18 protein-coding genes are annotated in these 16,156 nt (G+C 70.3%); 7 read left to right on the top strand and 11 right to left on the bottom strand.

Translation table 11 applies throughout. From position 1 onward, the window contains the following. Positions 1–49 precede the first annotated feature (49 nt). The 3 genes from ACVCMC_RS13995 to ACVCMC_RS13985 are packed head-to-tail and all read left to right on the top strand — an operon-like array spanning position 50 to position 3,296. Positions 50–1,489 carry an efflux transporter outer membrane subunit gene (locus tag ACVCMC_RS13995; RefSeq protein WP_447099507.1) on the top strand — a complete coding sequence of 480 codons (1,440 nt, stop codon included), beginning with the start codon at positions 50–52 and terminating at the stop codon, positions 1,487–1,489. Beyond that, positions 1,486–2,232, top strand: a complete 747-nt coding sequence (locus ACVCMC_RS13990) for an SDR family NAD(P)-dependent oxidoreductase (RefSeq protein WP_447097738.1) — start codon at positions 1,486–1,488, stop codon at positions 2,230–2,232. Before ACVCMC_RS13995 ends, ACVCMC_RS13990 begins: the two co-directional genes overlap by 4 nt. A 29-nt stretch (positions 2,233–2,261) precedes the next feature. After that, positions 2,262–3,296 (top strand): NADP-dependent oxidoreductase, encoded by a 1,035-nt coding sequence (locus tag ACVCMC_RS13985; RefSeq protein WP_447097737.1) that lies wholly within the window; start codon positions 2,262–2,264, stop codon positions 3,294–3,296. 14 nt (positions 3,297–3,310) lie between these two features. Here ACVCMC_RS13985 and ACVCMC_RS13980 read toward each other — a convergent pair whose 3' ends face one another. Both ACVCMC_RS13980 and ACVCMC_RS13975 read right to left on the bottom strand, forming a co-directional pair. After that, entirely contained in the window at positions 3,311–3,532 is a 222-nt protein-coding gene (locus ACVCMC_RS13980; RefSeq protein ID WP_447097736.1) for a hypothetical protein, read from the bottom strand. Between the two features lie 12 nt (positions 3,533–3,544). Beyond that, complete coding sequence (locus ACVCMC_RS13975; protein ID WP_447097735.1) at positions 3,545–3,823, bottom strand: type I restriction-modification system subunit M N-terminal domain-containing protein; 279 nt, start codon at positions 3,821–3,823, stop codon at positions 3,545–3,547. A 311-nt stretch (positions 3,824–4,134) separates the two neighbouring features. Here ACVCMC_RS13975 and ACVCMC_RS13970 point away from each other — a divergent pair, with 311 nt between their 5' ends. Both ACVCMC_RS13970 and ACVCMC_RS13965 read left to right on the top strand, forming a co-directional pair. Continuing rightward, positions 4,135–4,602, top strand: coding sequence for a hypothetical protein (locus ACVCMC_RS13970; protein WP_447097734.1), 468 nt, complete (start codon positions 4,135–4,137; stop codon positions 4,600–4,602). A 150-nt stretch (positions 4,603–4,752) separates the two neighbouring features. Continuing rightward, entirely contained in the window at positions 4,753–5,148 is a 396-nt protein-coding gene (locus tag ACVCMC_RS13965) for a hypothetical protein (protein WP_447097733.1), read from the top strand. Positions 5,149–5,185: 37 nt separating this feature from the next. On the opposite strand, the gene ACVCMC_RS13960 is transcribed toward ACVCMC_RS13965, so the two are convergent. From ACVCMC_RS13960 to ACVCMC_RS13925, 8 genes are all read right to left on the bottom strand, one after another. Further along, on the bottom strand, positions 5,186–5,551 hold the full coding sequence (locus tag ACVCMC_RS13960; protein WP_447097732.1) for a cupin domain-containing protein: 366 nt from the start codon (positions 5,549–5,551) through the stop codon (positions 5,186–5,188). A gap of 59 nt (positions 5,552–5,610) precedes the next feature. Further along, a complete protein-coding gene (locus tag ACVCMC_RS13955) occupies positions 5,611–6,723 on the bottom strand; it encodes an AI-2E family transporter (protein ID WP_447099506.1) in 1,113 nt (370 codons plus the stop codon). Between the two features lie 77 nt (positions 6,724–6,800). Next, positions 6,801–7,139: a hypothetical protein gene (locus ACVCMC_RS13950; RefSeq protein ID WP_447097731.1), complete on the bottom strand. Its 339-nt coding sequence runs from the start codon at positions 7,137–7,139 to the stop codon at positions 6,801–6,803. Further along, positions 7,136–7,621: an ABC transporter ATP-binding protein gene (locus ACVCMC_RS13945; protein ID WP_447097730.1), complete on the bottom strand. Its 486-nt coding sequence runs from the start codon at positions 7,619–7,621 to the stop codon at positions 7,136–7,138. The genes ACVCMC_RS13950 and ACVCMC_RS13945 overlap by 4 nt, the downstream gene beginning before the upstream one ends. Before the next feature lie 7 nt (positions 7,622–7,628). Next, the gene (locus ACVCMC_RS13940) at positions 7,629–7,991 is read right to left on the bottom strand and encodes a DUF883 family protein (protein WP_395120723.1); all 363 of its coding nucleotides are present in this window, start codon (positions 7,989–7,991) and stop codon (positions 7,629–7,631) included. A gap of 40 nt (positions 7,992–8,031) precedes the next feature. Continuing rightward, a complete protein-coding gene (locus ACVCMC_RS13935) occupies positions 8,032–8,187 on the bottom strand; it encodes a DUF1328 domain-containing protein (RefSeq protein ID WP_395120724.1) in 156 nt (51 codons plus the stop codon). 104 nt (positions 8,188–8,291) lie between these two features. Beyond that, positions 8,292–8,915, bottom strand: a complete 624-nt coding sequence (locus ACVCMC_RS13930) for a YbhB/YbcL family Raf kinase inhibitor-like protein (RefSeq protein WP_447097729.1) — start codon at positions 8,913–8,915, stop codon at positions 8,292–8,294. 89 nt (positions 8,916–9,004) lie between these two features. Then, positions 9,005–10,111: a PQQ-dependent sugar dehydrogenase gene (locus tag ACVCMC_RS13925; RefSeq protein ID WP_447097728.1), complete on the bottom strand. Its 1,107-nt coding sequence runs from the start codon at positions 10,109–10,111 to the stop codon at positions 9,005–9,007. A gap of 99 nt (positions 10,112–10,210) precedes the next feature. On the opposite strand from ACVCMC_RS13925, the gene ACVCMC_RS13920 reads away from it, so the two are divergent. After that, positions 10,211–11,686 carry an AAA family ATPase gene (locus ACVCMC_RS13920; protein WP_447097727.1) on the top strand — a complete coding sequence of 492 codons (1,476 nt, stop codon included), beginning with the start codon at positions 10,211–10,213 and terminating at the stop codon, positions 11,684–11,686. Between the two features lie 370 nt (positions 11,687–12,056). Beyond that, positions 12,057–12,674, top strand: a complete 618-nt coding sequence (locus ACVCMC_RS13915; RefSeq protein ID WP_447097726.1) for a 2OG-Fe(II) oxygenase — start codon at positions 12,057–12,059, stop codon at positions 12,672–12,674. 109 nt (positions 12,675–12,783) lie between these two features. Here the strand turns inward: ACVCMC_RS13915 and ACVCMC_RS13910 are convergent, their stop codons facing one another. Beyond that, the gene (locus tag ACVCMC_RS13910; RefSeq protein ID WP_447097725.1) at positions 12,784–16,155 is read right to left on the bottom strand and encodes a GH92 family glycosyl hydrolase; all 3,372 of its coding nucleotides are present in this window, start codon (positions 16,153–16,155) and stop codon (positions 12,784–12,786) included. Position 16,156: the final 1 nt, after the last annotated feature.

Here is a 16,156-nt window from a genome sequence, read left to right as displayed (position 1 = left end):
CACCACGGCGGGCAGTGCCCGCCCTACGCACCACACGGCTTTCGCGGCGATGACGGTGACGGTGCGCGGCACGCTGCTGGCGACCGCTCTTGCGCTGGCCGGCTGCGTCACGGTCGGCCCGGATTACCACGCCGCAAAACCCGCCGCGCCGCAGCTGGCACTTGATGCTGCGCAGGAAAGCAACGCGCAATTCCAGGCTGCATGGTGGAAGCAGTTCAACGACCCGACGCTGGATGCGTTGATCCAGCGCGCCGCGGCGAACAACCTCGACCTTCGCATCGCGGTGGCGCGGCTGCATGAATCGCGTGCACTGCTCAGCGGCAGCAAGGCCGCCCGGTTGCCGACGATCGACACGGACGTGAACTACACCCGCAGCCGCGGCCAGCAGCCGGGCTTCAGCGACCAGCGCCGCACCACGACGACCTACCAGGCCGGCTTCGATGCGTCGTGGGAGCTGGACCTGTTCGGCGGCATACGCCGTTCGGTGGAGGCGGCCGGTGCCGACCTCGGCGCCAGCGAGGCCGCGCTGCACGACGCGCAGGTCAGCCTGCTGGCCGAGGTCGCGCGCAATTATTTCGAGTTGCGCGGCAGCCAGTCGCGGCTCGACATCGCCCAGCGCGACATCGAGAACCAGCGACAGACCCTGCACCTGACCGAGGTGCGCCAGCAGCTCGGTGCCGGCTCCGAACAGGATGTGGCCAGCGCGAAAGCGCGCCTCAGCGCCGTGCAGGCGCAGTTGCCGGTGCTGCAGACCGCGGTGAGCGCGAGTGAATTCCGCCTCGCGGTGCTGCTGGGCGAGCGACCGGGCGAGCTCGACATCGACGTATCGCCGAAGAGCTTCACGCCGATCGCCACGACCTTGCCGATCGGTGATGCCGGCGACGTGCTCGCACGCCGTCCGGACGTCCAGATGGCTGAACGCGAATACGCCGCCGCCAATGCGCGCATCGGCGTGGCCAAGGCCGACTTCTTCCCGCACATCTCGCTGGGCGGCTTCCTCGGCTTCCTGTCCGGGCGCAGCAACGACTTCGGCAGCCCGTCGACGCGCGCGTGGACGCTGGCGCCCAGCATCAGCTGGGCCGGGCTCAACGTGCAGCGCGTGCGCGCGAACCTGCACGCCAGCGAAGCGCGCGCCGATGCGGCGCAGGCGAACTACCAGCGCACCGTGCTGGAGGCGATCGAGGACATCGACAACGCGGTCACCGGCTTCAACCAGCAACGCATCCGCGTGAACCACCTGATCGAACAGGGCACGCAGAGCAAGCGCGCCGCCGACCTCGCCCGCGTGCGCTACCAGGAAGGCGCCACCGGTTTCCTCGAACTGCTCGATGCCGAACGCACCCAGCTCGCCGCCGAGGACGACCTGGCCCAGGCCGAGGCGGCGATCAACACCCGCGCCGTCGCGCTGTACAAGGCGCTCGGCGGCGGCTGGCAGGCCTGCGGCGACGAGCGCTGCAGCGCGGTGGCACAGCGGGGCGCCGCCCCATGAGCCGGCCGGCCCGACGCGTGCCGGCGGCAACGCCGGCGATCACGCCGACCTATCGCGTGGCGCTGGTCAGCGGCGCCAACCGCGGCCTCGGCTTCGAGGTGGCGCGCCAGCTCAGCGAGCACGGCATGACCGTGCTGCTGGGCTCGCGCGATCCCGACAAGGGCCTGCACGCGGCGCGCCAGCTCGCCGGCGCGTCCGGCGAGGTGATCGCGGTACAGCTCGACGTCACGCAGCAGGACCAGGTCGATACGCTGGCACGCTGGATCGAGATCACCTACGGCCGGCTCGACGTGCTGGTCAACAACGCCGGCGGCTACTACGACCACGACGGGCTGGCCAGCGACGGCGACCTCACACTTGCATGGGGCGCGATGCAGACCCACCTGTTCGGCAGCTGGCGGCTGACCAGCGCGATGCTGCCGCTGATGCGCCGGCACGGCTACGGCCGCATCGTCAACGTGTCCAGCGGCTGCGGTGCCAGCAGTTCGAGCAGCAACCATTGCGTGGCCTATCGCACCTCCAAGTCCGCGCTCAACACTTATACGCGTACGCTGGCGGCGGAGCTGGAGGGCAGCGGCATCGCGGTCAACGCGGTGTGCCCAGGCTGGGTCGCCACTGAACTCGGTGGCCCCGGCGGCCGGCCGGTGAGCCTGGGCGCCGCCGGCATCGTGTGGGCCGCCAGCCTGCCGACGCCGGCGCCCACCGGTCGCTTCTTCCGCGATGGCGAACAAATCGCCTGGTGATCGTCCCTTTCCACCCTGGAGCTTTTCGCATGCCGCAAGACGCTTCGACCAATCGCCGCATCCTGCTCGCCTCCCGCCCGCACGGGTTGCCGACCGCGCAGGATTTCCGCCTCGACCATGCACCGCTCCCGGCGCCCGGCGACGGCGAGGTGTTGCTGCGCACGCTGTATCTCTCGCTCGATCCGTACATGCGCAACCTGATGGACGAGGCCGGCACCGAGTACGCGCCCGGGCTGGAACTGGGCCAGCCGATGATGGGCGGCACGGTGAGCCGCGTGGTCAGCTCGCGGCATGCCGGCTTCCACCCCGGCGAGCTGGTACTGGCCAGCGCCGGCTGGCAGGACTACGCCGTGGCCGCGGGCGACACGCTGACGGCGCTGGGCGACCTGGCGCAGCCTTCGCTCGCACTGGGCGGCCTGGGCATGACCGGTTTCACCGCCTATGTCGGCCTGCTCGACATCGGCCAACCGCGGCCGGGCGAGACCGTGGTGGTGGCCGCCGCGACCGGCGCGGTCGGTGCGGTGGTGGGACAGATCGCCCGGCTCAAGGGCGCACGGGTGGTCGGCATCGCCGGCGGCCCCGCCAAGTGCCGCCACGCGGTGGAGGAGCTGGGCTTCGACGCCTGCCTCGACCACCGCGCGCCGGATCTCGCCGGGCGCCTCGCCGCGGCCTGCCCGGACGGCATCGACGTGTACTTCGAGAACGTGGGCGGCGCGGTGTTCGACGCCGTGCTGCCGTTGCTCAACCACCATGCGCGGGTGCCGGTGTGCGGCATGATCGCGCACTACAACGACGCCGCGCCGCCGGCAGGGCCGGATCGCCGCCCGCAGCTGGTGGCCAGCGTGCTGCAGAAGCGCATCCGCATGCAGGGCTTCGTCATCCTCGACCACTACGCCGATCGCTTCGCCGCTTTCCGCAGCGACATGCAGGCCTGGCTCGACGCGGGCCGGATCAAGCTGCGCGAGGATCGCGTCGAGGGCCTGGAAAACGCGCCGGCCGCCTTCATCGGCCTGCTCGAAGGGCGCAACTTCGGCAAGCTGGTGGTGCACGTGGCCGACGATTGACGTTCCGCTGCGTCTCAGCGGCTGCCTACCGCGCTGTGCTGCGAGTACAGCGCATGCCAGCGGCCGCCCTGGTAGACGAAGATGTCGGAGGAGCGCACGCCGTTCTGCGGCCCCAGCTGCGGGTCGTAGAAGGTGATGATCGCGGTGTCGCCGCGGATCACCACCGATTTCCCCAGCGGGTTCGCCTTCAGCCACGCTGTCGCGGAAGGTCTGCAGGTAGGGAAACAGCTCGCCATTGACGAACTCGATCAGGTCCTTGCCGGTGAGCGCGGCGTTGAGATCAGGCGTGCCGTCGGCCGCCTTCGGCGCGGCCCAGGCTTGCCAGCGATACGGCTCGCGAGGATGGGGGTGTAGTCACGGCCTTCCAGAGCGGCCTCGTCTTCCCACTCCTTCTCCATATCGTCGATATCGTCGAGGTATTTGAGGAACAGCAGCCACGAGGTCTGTTCGGCATAGTCCAGCTCGGACGCCAGACCTTCGTCGTTCCGCATGACGCGGCCCATGTTGTTGAAGGCGTTTTCGAACATGCGGCGTCGTTGTTCCCAAGGTCTGATCGGCACGATGCCGCCGCGCGCGCACGGGCGCGACGACAGTCGCACCCGTACAAGGGTGACAGGTCGATGAAGGATGGTCGGCGGCACCATGGGGTTCGTCAAGCCACCCGTGCGCAGCGCTCCCCGCTAAACCATCCCGTCCCGTTTGCCAAGCGGTTCGCATTCCGGCATTGATGGCGTCCGCAGTTCCGGCAACGCGGCGTGCGCAGCGGGCGCGGATCGCGCGATAAAGGCGGGGACGGCGGTCGCAGGGGGTGGCCGCGTCTGCCCGGTGGGGCTCTGCCATGAAGAAGATCGCCCTGGTCGTACTGACACTCGCCGCGTTCGCGCTGCCGAACGGTACGGCGCGAGCGGCGGAAGCGGCGGGCACGATGCGCGCGGCCGGCCACGGCGGCGCGGCCGCAGCGGGGGGCGATGTGTTCGAGGCGGCCATCGCCAGGTTCGACTGGCACCCGCGGGCCGGCGGCCTGCTGCTGTCGGTGGGGGCGGTGATCGACGATATCCGGGTGGCCGCCATGGCCCACCCGCCCATCCCCGGCCGGAACGCATTGGGCGACGCCTGGGTCCAGGCGCGCATGCCCTCGCGGCGAGAACTGGCGGCGTATCTGGGCATCGGCTACCGCGCGGCCGACTCCGGCTTCTACGGGCAGGCCGGCGTGGCGGCGGCGACGGGCCTGGATGGCGAGCCCCGCCGCGCGCGGGAGCAGGCGGTCTACCCGGTGCTGGAGCTGGGCTGGTCGCGTCGCTTCTAGCCGGGAAGTGCGCGCCCGTGCCAAAAGACTCCCCACGAGCGTTGAAGTCGTTGGAAAGTCTGTCGTCGCCTGCGGCCTCGTCGGGCTGACCTGGCGCGCATGCACGGGGGACAACGGCAACAACCACGTCTGGCGCGTGTTGCGGGCGCCGTGGCGCGGCAAAACGCACGCCGTGATTCCGACCCGCAGGGCCGCTTCCTGCTCTACGCCGGCGACCAGGGCGATGCGCTGGGCCGCGCCGACATCTGCATCGTGTTCCGCCAGCCCGACGGCAGCTGGGGCAGGCCCGCGCACCTGGGCGAGGGGATCAACAGCCGCACGCTGGAGAACGCGCCCTCGCTGGGGCCGGCGTTCGGCGAGCTGTTCGTGTCGAGCAACCGCCGCGAGGAGGTGAGCTTTCCCAAACCGCGCGACGACGCAGCCACCCTGCAACGGCGCCTGCAGTCACCATTGAACGGCTCGCGCAACCTCTGGCGCTTCGACATCTCCGCCGTGCTGCGGACGCACGGCATCACGCCGGCGACGACCGGCACGGCATCGCCTTGAGGAACCTCGCGGGCCAACGATGGAGCGCGCCGGCGCGCTACACCCACACGTCGTCGGGTGCAGTACGAGCGCCACCGGCGTCGCCCGTGTTGACCACCCCGCGCGGCTCGACCAGCATCACGCTGCACTCCTCCGCGGCCACCGGGCGATGCTCCTCGCCCTTGCGCACCACGTACATTTCGCCGGCAACCAGCGGCACGGAGCGATCCCTGAACTCCAGCGTCAAGGCGCCCTGCAGCACGATGAAGACCTCGTCCGTATCCGCATGCGCGTGCCAGACGAACTCGCCCTTGAGCTTGGCCAGCTTGAACTGGTAGTCGTTCATCTCCGCGACGACGCGGGGCGACCAGTGCTCGCTGAACCGGGCCAGCTTGTCGCGCAGGTTGATCGCCCGATCGGTCATGGTGCATCCCCGGTGGTGTCGTTGTTCGGAAACTGCGGCGCCATGCGGCGGATCGCACCCTAGCGCGACACGATCAGCGCGAACCACTCCCAACCCCGGATGCGCTCGCAGATCAGCTTGGCGCAGGTCAGCATCGGCACCGCCAGCAGCGCGCCGGGAATGCCCCACAGCCAGCCCCACACCAGCAGCCACAGCAGGATCGCGATCGGCGACAGGCGCATGCTGCGGCCCTGGATCAGCGGCGTGATCAGGTTGCCCTCGACGATGGTGATGGCGGCGAAGGTGAGTGCCGGCAGGAACACCTCCAGCTCGGCGTTCTTGGCGTACAGCATCGACACGAAGGCCAGCAGCAACGTGGTGAAAATCGCCCCCACGTACGGAATGAAGTTGGCGAACATCGCCACCGCGCCCCACAGCAGCGCATCGGGCACGCCGTACAACCACAGCATGCCGGCGGTGATCGCGCCCAGGCTGGTGTTGATCGACAGCGCAGTGAGCAGGTAGCGCGAGACCTCGCTCTGGAAACTTCGCACGATGGTGACCGCGTGCCGCTTGTAGGAGAAGCTGGGTGTCAGCTCCACCAGCCGGCGCAGCATGGTGTCGCCGTAGACCAGGAAGAAGAACACCAGCAGCATCACGCTGAGTACCGCGGCGAGCACCTTGGGCGCGGTGGATACGACATCCCACGCGCTGATCGACAGCGGCGCCGGCGGCGGCGCGGCGCTGCGCGAAGTGCCGCTGACCAGGGTCTGGGTGGCGCGGTTGGCCGCCTCCAGCGGCTTGGTCAGGTTGCGCACCTTGGGCACGAAGCTGCGGATCGCCGACGGCGCGCCGTGGAACCAGCCGAGCGCCGGTTGCGCCAGCAGGCCGACGCCGCTGCCGATGCCGACCACCAGGCCGATCATCAGCACCAGCGCGGTGAACCAGCGCGGCAGGTGCAGGCGCGCGCCGGTGGCCACGATCGGGTTGAGCGCCAGCCCGATGAAGGCGGCCAGCACCAGCGGAATCAGCAGTGCGCGGGTCAGCGTGACGGTGTACAGCAACGCCAGCAGCAGCATCGCGTTGAGCAGCATGCGGATGGCGCGCAGGTGGCGGCGCGTGCCGCGCGCGCTGTGCAGCCGGCGCGCCAGCGGCCGCGGCAGGTTGCCGACCAGCAGCGGATCGGCCGGCATGTGCGAGAGCATCGCCGCGGAGGTCATCTCGCGCAGCGTGTCGTCCGCGTTCGGCGGCGGCTGCTCAGGCTCGGCGTTCACGGGGTCGGCGCGCCATCCGGCGCGGCGGCATCGGCAGTTGCAGCGGCGTGCGCCGCCACCCCCGCCACGGCCATCTCGGCCAGCAGGTGACTGCCCTGCGCCAGCACCTCGACCAGGCCGCCGCCGACCAGCGAGGCCAGCCCCGGTACCCGCAGCGGGTGCAGGTCGAGGCTGCCCAGCGCAAAGCCGGCGCCGGCGGCCACGCCCACCGTGGCGAGCGGGTATTCGCGCCCGCGCGCCAGCAGTGCGGCGGCCGGCTCGCCCACCTCGTGGCGCGCCCGCTCCATGCGCGCCTGCGCGAGGCGCACCTCGGCCAGTTGCTTCAATACTTTCATCGCCCTTCCTCGCCCCGCGCGGCATGCGGCGCCGTGGCCGGCTCGTCGGCGACTTCCGCCTCGATCCTGCGCACGCCTGCGCGCATCATCGCACCCCATTGGCCACGCGTGACAGGCAGGCTCATCCAATGCATGCAGCGGCGGAACAGCAGCACCGCGCCGAACAGGAACAGCAGCTGCAGCAGCGCCAGCAGCAGCAAGGCCCACACCCACGAACCCAGCCACTTGGCCAGCAGCACGCCGAGCAGGCCGAGCACGGTGAGGCCGAAGCCGACCCCCGCCACGGTGGCGGCCAGCCCGGCCACCAGCAGCCACGACACCGCGCTGCGCGCCAGCCCCAGCTCCGCGGCCAGCAGATCCTTCTGCGCGCCGAACAGCCGCTTCAGCGCGGCGCCCAGGCGGGCGATCTCGTCGAACAGGCCAGACGACGACGGCGCCGGGTCCGGCGCCGTCTCGCGGGTGCTGTCACCCTGCTCGTGCATCAGTGGCTCAACGTCGCAGGATGCGGCCAAGCAGCCAGCCGGCCCCCAGCGCGATGGCGACCGATTGCATCGGCTTCTCGCGCACGTATTCGCGCGCCTGCTCAAGGAACTCGTCGGCGCGATCGCGGGTGTGCTCGTAGGCGGCGCGGCCCTGCTCGCCCACTTCGGCCGCCTTGTCGACGGTGCGGTGGGCCGCCGACGCCGTCTTGTCGGTGGCGTGGTGCAGGCCTTGCTCGACGCGGTCGGCGGCGCGGTCGACCTTGTCCTTGGTGCTGGCCACGGCCTGCGAGGTGGCCTGCTTGACGCGCTCGGCGCGCTCGTCGATGCGCTCGTCGACCGAGGGCTTGGGGGTTGGCTCTTTGGGGTTCATGACCTGCTCCGACATGGCAATCTCTTGGATGATAAGGGGGCTATCTGGCGCGGCGGAAGAACGCGATGATCGCGAGGATCAGGAAGATGACGAAAAGGATCTTCGCGATGCCGGCTGCGGCGCCGGCGATGCCGCCGAAGCCGAGAATCGCGGCGATGATCGCGATGACCAGGAAAACCAGTGCGTAGTGCAACATGGGGCATCCCTCGTGGTGGGTGGGTGCCATTCACCCACAGCACGCGCCATGCGGGCGTGAAGGATACCGCCAGCCGCCTGCACGCCGCGCCCACGCGCCCTCGTTCAGCCGGCCACCGCAGGGTTCAGGCTGTAGACGCCGGTGAGCGTGGCCTGATCCAGCACATGGCCGGCCATCGCCGCGCGCAACTGATCGCGCGAGTAGCCCTTGACCAGCGGCAGCGCGTCGACGTCGATCGCATGGATGGTGAAGTGGTAGTGGTGCAGCAACGTGTCGTTCCAGGGCGGGCACGGGCCGTCGTAGCCCAGGTATTCGCCGCCCATCTCGGCGTCGCCGGCAAACCAGCCGGTGTAGTCGTTCACCCCCTGCACGCTGCCCGGCGGCCCGTACGGCTCGCGCTTGCCGCGCGGCGTGACCTCGTCGCTGCAGGCGCCGGCGGCCAGTTCGCCGCACTCGGCCGGGATATTCGCCATCAGCCAGTGCACGAACTCCACCCGCGGCAACGCCGCCGGCACCGTGCGGCCCGCCTGGTTCACGTCATCGCCGCGACTGGGCACGTCGGTGTCGATGCAGGTGAGCACGAACGAGCGCGTGGCCGGCGGGGCGTCGCGCCAGGCGAGGTGCGGGCTGTGGTTGTCCGACAGCGCGAAGGGATCGGCGATCTTGCCGAAGGCGAAGCGCGCGGGAATGCGCTGGCCGTTGTCGAAATTGTCGCTGCGCAGGTGCATGGATTTTCTCCGGGAATAGGGAATGGGGAATAGGGAATGGGGAATGGGGAGCAGAGAATGGGAAACGCCGGAAGCGCTCTTGCGATTCCCTATTCCCCATTCCCCATTCCCTGCTTGTACGTCACCCGGTACACCGCCCCCGCCAGGTCGTCACTGACCAGCACGCTGCCGTCGGGCAGGGGCTGCACGTCGACCGGGCGGCCCCAGGCGCTCTGGTTTTGCTGGAAACCGGTGATCAGCGGTTCGTAGGAGAGGACTTTGCTGCCGCTGAGGCGCACGGTCATCACGCGGTAGCCGGACTTCTCGGTGCGATTCCACGAGCCGTGCTCGGCGACCAGGATGGCGCCGCGGTAGCTGGCCGGGAACTGCTTGCCGGTGTAGAAGCGCATGCCCAGCGAGGCGACGTGGGCGCCGAGCTTGAGCACCGGCGGCACGTAGTTGCGGCAGGGGTGGCCGGCGCCGAATTCGGGGTCGGCCACGTCGCCCTGATGGCAATACGGATAACCGAAGTTCTGGCCGATGCGGGTGACCTCGTTCAACTCGTCGCTGGGCACGTCGTCGCCCAGCATGTCGCGGCCGTTGTCGGTGAACCACAGGTGTTTCGTACCCGGCTGCCAGTCGAAGCCGACGGTGTTGCGGATGCCGGTGGCGACGTCCTGCCAATCGCTGCCGTCCGGGTTCATGCGCATCAGCTTGGCGTAGTCGGGACCGGCGTTGCAGATGTTGCACGGCGCGCCGATCGGCACGTACAGCTTGCCGTCGGGGCCGAAGGCGAGGAAGCGGCCACCGTGATGGCCCTTGGTCGGCAACTTGTCGGTGACCAGCGCGGGTTCGGGCGGCGCGTCCAGGTGCTGCTCGATGTCGCGCAGCACGAGGATGCGGCTGATCGCCGATACGTACAGGTCGCCGTCGTGGAAGGCCACGCCGATCGGGTTGCGCAGGCCGCTGGCGACCACGCGCACTGTCTCGGCCACGCCGTCGCCGTTGGCGTCGGTGAGCGCGTAGACCTTGCCGGCGCCGCTGGACCCGACGAACACGGTGCCGTGCGTACCCAACGCGATCTCGCGCGCATTCGGCACCTGGTCGGAGTACACGGCGATGTGGAAACCTGCAGGCAGGGTCAGCCGATCCAGCCGGGGGGCCGCCAGCAGCGGCAGCGACAGGATCACCAGCAGCACGGACAGCAACGCGCGCATGAGCAGTCTCCGGCAAGGCGAGGCCACCAATGTACCCCGGACCGCGCGAAGCCAGAAACAGCGCCGCCCGCTAAACTGGGCTCCTTTCAGGGGAGTGGCATGAGCGAACTGGACGACCTCACCACGCTGGTGCGCGCGGCAACGCCGCTGCTGGTCATCGAAACCGTGGACGAGCAGCGGGTGATCGACTGCTTCCGCCACGTGATCGCACAGGCTTTGCGCCCGCTGTGGCGCTGGACGCTGACCGACGGCCTGAGCCGCCTCGATTTTTCGCAGGACGGCGGCGCGGTGTCGCCGGACGCCACCGCCACGCTGGACGCGATCCGCGCCCAGACCGAAGCGGGCATCTACCTGCTGTTCGACTTCCATTCGCTGCTGGACTACGCGCGCAGCCTGCGCCAGCTGCGCGAGATCGTGCAGCGCCAGCGCTCGGCGGCGCACACCATCGTGCTGGTGGGCGCGAAGATCGAGCTGCCCGCGGGGCTGGAGGCGCTGGCCCTGCGCGTGCCGCTGTCGCTGCCGGACATCAAGGAGCTCGCCGGCATCCTGCGCGGCGAGGCTGCCGGCTGGCAGCGCGAACAGGGCCGCAAGATCGAGGTGGACAACGACGCCGCGCGCACCATCGTGCGCAACCTGCTCGGCCTGACCGCGCCGGACGCGCGGCGCATCGTGCGCAAGCTGATCTACGCCGACGGCGCGCTCGGCCCGAACGACCTGCCGGTGCTGATGCAGTCCAAGTTCAACCTGCTCAACCGCTCCGGCCTGCTGCATTACGAATACGCCACCGCCAGCTTCGCCGACATCGCCGGCGTCGCGCGCGTGCGCGAATGGGTGCAGCGCCGCCGCCCGGTGTTCCTCTCGCCCGAAGCCGCGCCGCGACTGGACCCGCCCAAGGGCGTGCTGCTGCTGGGCGTGCAGGGTTGCGGCAAGAGCCTCGCGGCGAAGGCAATCGCCGGTGGCTTCGGCGTGCCGCTGGTGCGGCTGGATTTCGGCACGCTGTACAACAAGTACCAGGGCGAGACCGAGAAGAACCTGCGCGAGGCGCTGACCAGCACCGAGCTGCTGAGCCCCTGCGTGCTGTGGATCGACGAGATCGAGAAGGGCCTGGCCAGCGGCGGCGACGATGGCGGCGTGTCACGCCGCGTGCTCGGCTACCTGCTGACCTGGATGGCCGAACGCAAGGCCAAGGTGTTCACCGTGGCCACCGCCAACGCGGTGCAGGAGCTGCCCGCCGAGCTGCTGCGCAAGGGCCGCTTCGACGAGATCTTCTTCGTCGACCTGCCGAGCGAATCGGTGCGCGGGGAAATCTTCGCCCTGCACCTCAAGCGCCGCCAACTCGACCCGGCCGCGTTCGACCTGCCCGCGCTGGCGGCCGCCAGCGCCGGCTTCTCCGGCGCCGAGATCGAGCAATCCATCGTCAGCGCGCTGTACGACACCGCCGGCCACGGCAACGGCCCGGACCAGGCCGCCCTGCTCCACGCCCTGCAGCAGACACGCCCGCTGTCGGTGCTGATGCGCGAACAGGTGGACACGCTGCGCGCGTGGGCGCAGGGGCGCTGCGTGGCGGCGGACTGAACACGGGCAGCAAATCGCCCTTGCAGAGAGCGCGCAACAGCCGGCCACGGCGGCTGTCTCCCTGTCGAGGGCGACGACACGGGGCGCGGGCCGGCTGCTGGCCGACCTGCCGGCCTGGTTCGCGCGCGAGGGGTTTCCGCCGGGGCAATGGGGGGCGGTTGCTGGCGCTGGCGCTGGAGATCGACCGCAACGGCCTGCGGGGCCTGCTCGATCCGTTGCGACGGCCGCCGCGCTGAGGACGTTTCGACTTATGCTGCCGGCGCCGCACGGCTGACGGGACCGACCCACCGGCATCTCCGCGGCAACCTTTCCGCGCCGGCCACGACAGGCCCGCACCGGATCGGCAACGTCGTGCATCCCGAGGCGCTCGATGAATTCCGGCAACTCCTCATTCCACGCCGCGGCGGACGCGCTGGCGAGCGACGGCTGGTGCGTCGTGCACGACCTGCTGGAGCCGGCGCAGATCCGCGCGCTGGCGGCCGAGTGCGCGGCGTTGCATGACGCCGGACAGCTGCAGCCTGCAGGCACCGGCATCGGGCAGCTCGACGCGGCGCGGCGCGGCGACCGCACGCGCTGGTTCGCCGAAGGCGCGATGAGCGCGCCGCAGCAGGCCTTCGCCGATCGCATCGACGTGTTGCGCGGCGTGCTCAACCGCGAGCTGATGCTGGGCCTGGTCGAGTACGAAGCGCACTACGCGGTGTATCGGCCGGGCGCGCGCTATGCGCGTCATCGCGACCGCCTGCGCCACAGCGACGCGCGGGTGGTGTCGGCGGTGTTCTATCTCAACGAGGATTGGCGGGAGGTCGACGGCGGGGCACTGCGGCTGTACCTGGCCGATGGTTCCTCGCGCGACATCCTTCCGCAGGCGGGCACCCTGCTGCTGTTCCTGTCGGCGCAGTTCGAGCACGAGGTGCTGCCTGCCAGCCGCGACCGCATGAGCATTGCGTGCTGGCTGCGCCAGCGCGGCCTTGCCGCCACCAACCCGTAGGAGCCCGCTCGCGGGCGCCTACGGGCGGTGCGCGGTTCCGTGGGGCGGACACTGTCCGCCGCCTTTCGTCACGAACGCGGAAGGCAACGGCCGGCAGGCAGCGCCCCGCCTACGGGGTGGGTCCGAGCAGTTCGATTTCGGCGAGGGCGCGGGGCGATGCGTCCGGTGCCGCGTCGAAGTGCAGCCGGTAGTGCGCGTACTCGCCCGGCGCCGGCACGGCGAACGCCCGGGTCTGCCGCGGCCAGGCGAAGCGTTGCTGTTGGCGGGTATCCAGCGTGCGCCAGTGGTGGCCGTCGACGGAAGCCTGCAGCTGCCAGCCCGACGGCGCGGCGGCCCTGGCCGCCGAGGTCAGGGTGAGCAGGGCGACCCGGCGCGGCGCGGCATAGTGCCAGGCGATCGTGGTCGACGTTGCGGGCAACACGGCTTCGCTGGCGGAGTCGTTGTCGAACAACGCGGGCAGGCCGGCGATGGTCGGCGTGCTGCTGGTGGCGGCACCGGGATCGCGCAACGGCTGCGGCCGGCCGTGGGGGGTCAGTGACGGCGGCAGTGCGGCCTCGTCGCTGGCCCAGCGTGAGGGCGTCGGCCCCATGAGGAATTCGAGCGTGGCGCCCTGCGCCAGCAGCGCGTGCGGCAGGGTCAGCTTGTTCCATGGCTGGCCGTTGACGCGCAGGCCCTGCACGTAGCGGTTGGTGTCGCTCACCGCCGGCGCATCGATCACGATGTGCGTGCCGTTATCCAGCGCAATGTCCATGTGCGGGAAGTACGGCGCGCCGATCACGTATGCCGGCGTGCCCATGCGCAGCGGATAGAAGCCGGCGGCGCTGAACAGGTACCACGCGGACATCTCGCCGTTGTCCTCGTCGCCGGGATAGCCCTGGCCGATCTCGCTGCCGACGTAGAGACGGCTGAGCACGTCGCGCACCTTGTCCTGCGTCTTCCACGGCTGGCCGGCAACGTCGTACATGTAGATGATGTGGTGCGAGGGCTGGTTGCTGTGGCCGTACTGGCCCATGCGCACGTCGCGCGCCTCCAGCATCTCGTGGATCGGCTCGCCGTAGCTGCCGACGCGGAACTCGCCCGGGGTGGCGAAGAACGCGTCGAGTTTCGCCGCGAGTCCGGCGCGACCGCCATACAGCGAGGCGAGGCCGGCGCCGTCCTGGGGTGCGTGGAAGGCCATGTTCCAGGCGTTGGTCTCGGTGTAGTCGCCGCCCCAGCGCAGCGGGTCGAAATGCTTCGCGTCGTCGCGCCACTTGCCCTTCGCGTCGCGGCCGACGAAGAAGCCGACGGCGGGATCGAACAGGTTGACGTAGCCCAGCGCACGCTGGTGGAAGTACGCCGCGTCGTCGGCGTAGTGCGCGGCGTAGGGGTCGTCCGCAGCCGGCGCGGCCGCCAGCGCGGCGGCGAGATTGCCGATCGCGAAGTTGTTGATGTAGCCGTCCATCGACCAGGACAGCCCTTCGTCGACGGCGGTGTCGGTGTAGCCGTTGAAGATCGAGCGCTGCAGCCCCTTGCGGCCGGTGCCCGCGAGCGGGCTGACCACGGTCGCGTCCTTCAGCGCGGACTGGTAGAACGCGCGCACGTCGAAGTGGCGCACGCCCTTCAGCCAGGCGTCGGCAAACGCGACGTCGGCGCTGGTGCCGACCATCAGGTCGGCGTAGCCGGGCGACGACCAGCGCGCGATCCAGCCGCCGTCGCGGTACTGTTGCACGAAGCCGTCGATCATCTCGCCGGCCTTCGTCGGCGCGAGCAGCACGTAGGCCGGCCACGCGGTGCGATAAGTGTCCCAGAAGCCGTTGTTGACGTACGGCTTGCCGTCGACGATGCGCGCGCCGGTTCGCGTCGGCGTGTCCTTGCCGGTCGGCGCGGAGAACGGGCTGGCGTATTGCCAGTGCGGTTGCGCGGCGCTGCCGGTGTTCTCGTACGCCTCGTTCGGGTACAGGAACAGGCGGTAGAGGTTGGAGTACAGCGTGGTCAGCTCGTCGGCGCTGGCGCCGTTCACCTTGATGGTGCCGAGCTGCTGGTCCCATTGCCGCTGCGCCCGCTCGCGCACGTCGTCGAAACTGTCGCCCGGCGCGATCTCCAGTGCCAGGTTGTGCCGCGCCTGCGCCACGCCGATCAGCGAGGTGGCGATGCGCAGGTTCACCACTTTCGTCTTCGAGGTGTCGAAGCCGAACCACGCGGCGACGTGGTCGCGGCCCTCGCCGGTGAGCCGCCCGCTCTCGCTGACCGGTTGGTCGACCGTGCCGTAGAAGAACAGCCGGGTGGCGCCGGCGGACAACCGGCTCTTCACGTCGGACCAGCCAATGAAGCTGCGTGCCGCCGGGTCGAGCACGATGCCGCCGTGGTCGTCGCGGTTGTCGAACACCAGCTGCGAGCGGTCCCCGGTGAAGGTGAAGCGGAACATCGCGGCGTGGTCGGTCGGCGCGATCTCGGTGACGATGCCGTCGTCGAAGGCGACGCGGTAGGCATGCGCGTGCGCGGTCTCGTTCGCGTGGCTGAAGCTCAACGCGCGCGTCGCGCGGTTCGCGCTGGGCGCGCCGCGGGCGACCGCCGCCGGCATCAGCTGGAAGGTCTGCCGGTCGCCCATCCACGGGCTCGGCTCGTGCGACAGCGCGAACGCCTCCAGCCGCGGGCGGTTGTCGGCGCCGTTGCGCTGCTGGTACTGGTACATCCAGTTCGAACCGGCGTCGGTCACCGGCGTCCAGAAATTGAAACCGTGCGGCACGGCCACCGCGGGGAAGTTGTTGCCGCGCGAGAAGCGGCCGTTGGAATTCGTGCCGCGGCGGGTGTCGACGAAGTCGCTCGGGCGCCGGCGCGTGTCGGTCGGTGCGGGGCCGATACGCAGATCATCCAGATAGCCCTCGAAGCTGGCGGCCGGACCGTCATGCGCCAGCACGATGCGCTTGATCGTGCGACCGGCGGCCACCGCGCCGACGTCGACCGCCAGGTAGTTCCACTGATCCGGGTACAGCACGCGGCCCTCGCCCTGCGCACGCGCCGACGCGCCGAGGCGGTGCTGGTCACGTGCGCCGCGGCTGGACAGCCGACTGCCGTCGTCGAACAGCAGGTCCACCGCCACGTAATTGGCCGGGTTGCGCAGGTCGCCCGCGTTGGACACGGGAAACAGCAGGTAGGACAGCTGCGTGTCCGCATGTACCGGCAGGTTCACCGCGTACAGCGCGACCTGCTGTTGTCCGCCCGCCTCGCCGCGGTAGCGCAGCGAATGCAGGCCGCTGAAGCCGACGCCCGGCTTGGCGGTGAGTGCCGCCGCCTGACCGGGACCACCGGCGACGGCGACGTTGAAGCGCGGGTCGGGCGCGCCCGCCAGCGGGGCCGGTTCGGCCGGTTCGAACGAGCGCAGGAAGGTCGTGGCCGCGGGCGTCGCCGCCGGCGCCAGCCCGCCCGGCAGGACGGCCAGCCACAGGGCGAGGCGCACGCCGCGCATCGCGTGCCGGCGGATCGTGTCGCGTGCTCGCCGCATG

The sequence above is a fragment of the Rhodanobacter sp. UC4452_H20 genome, from assembly GCF_052978205.1.
The sequence above is the reverse complement of the archived record's forward strand: the minus strand, read 5'-3'. Positions and strand labels throughout refer to the sequence as shown.

Excerpts from the sequence above, each read along its gene's own strand:
- ACVCMC_RS13995 (WP_447099507.1), top strand. The coding sequence starts at position 50 with ATGACGGTGACGGTGCGCGGCACGCTGCTGGCGACCGCTCTTGCGCTG.
- ACVCMC_RS13990 (WP_447097738.1), top strand. The coding sequence starts at position 1,486 with ATGAGCCGGCCGGCCCGACGCGTGCCGGCGGCAACGCCGGCGATCACG.
- ACVCMC_RS13985 (WP_447097737.1), top strand. The coding sequence starts at position 2,262 with ATGCCGCAAGACGCTTCGACCAATCGCCGCATCCTGCTCGCCTCCCGC.
- ACVCMC_RS13980 (WP_447097736.1), bottom strand. The coding sequence starts at position 3,532 with ATGGCGAGCTGTTTCCCTACCTGCAGACCTTCCGCGACAGCGTGGCTG.
- ACVCMC_RS13975 (WP_447097735.1), bottom strand. The coding sequence starts at position 3,823 with ATGTTCGAAAACGCCTTCAACAACATGGGCCGCGTCATGCGGAACGAC.
- ACVCMC_RS13970 (WP_447097734.1), top strand. The coding sequence starts at position 4,135 with ATGAAGAAGATCGCCCTGGTCGTACTGACACTCGCCGCGTTCGCGCTG.
- ACVCMC_RS13960 (WP_447097732.1), bottom strand. The coding sequence starts at position 5,551 with ATGACCGATCGGGCGATCAACCTGCGCGACAAGCTGGCCCGGTTCAGC.
- ACVCMC_RS13955 (WP_447099506.1), bottom strand. The coding sequence starts at position 6,723 with ATGCCGGCCGATCCGCTGCTGGTCGGCAACCTGCCGCGGCCGCTGGCG.
- ACVCMC_RS13950 (WP_447097731.1), bottom strand. The coding sequence starts at position 7,139 with ATGAAAGTATTGAAGCAACTGGCCGAGGTGCGCCTCGCGCAGGCGCGC.
- ACVCMC_RS13945 (WP_447097730.1), bottom strand. The coding sequence starts at position 7,621 with ATGCACGAGCAGGGTGACAGCACCCGCGAGACGGCGCCGGACCCGGCG.
- ACVCMC_RS13940 (WP_395120723.1), bottom strand. The coding sequence starts at position 7,991 with ATGAACCCCAAAGAGCCAACCCCCAAGCCCTCGGTCGACGAGCGCATC.
- ACVCMC_RS13935 (WP_395120724.1), bottom strand. The coding sequence starts at position 8,187 with ATGTTGCACTACGCACTGGTTTTCCTGGTCATCGCGATCATCGCCGCG.
- ACVCMC_RS13930 (WP_447097729.1), bottom strand. The coding sequence starts at position 8,915 with ATGCACCTGCGCAGCGACAATTTCGACAACGGCCAGCGCATTCCCGCG.
- ACVCMC_RS13925 (WP_447097728.1), bottom strand. The coding sequence starts at position 10,111 with ATGCGCGCGTTGCTGTCCGTGCTGCTGGTGATCCTGTCGCTGCCGCTG.
- ACVCMC_RS13920 (WP_447097727.1), top strand. The coding sequence starts at position 10,211 with ATGAGCGAACTGGACGACCTCACCACGCTGGTGCGCGCGGCAACGCCG.
- ACVCMC_RS13915 (WP_447097726.1), top strand. The coding sequence starts at position 12,057 with ATGAATTCCGGCAACTCCTCATTCCACGCCGCGGCGGACGCGCTGGCG.
- ACVCMC_RS13910 (WP_447097725.1), bottom strand. The coding sequence starts at position 16,155 with ATGCGGCGAGCACGCGACACGATCCGCCGGCACGCGATGCGCGGCGTG.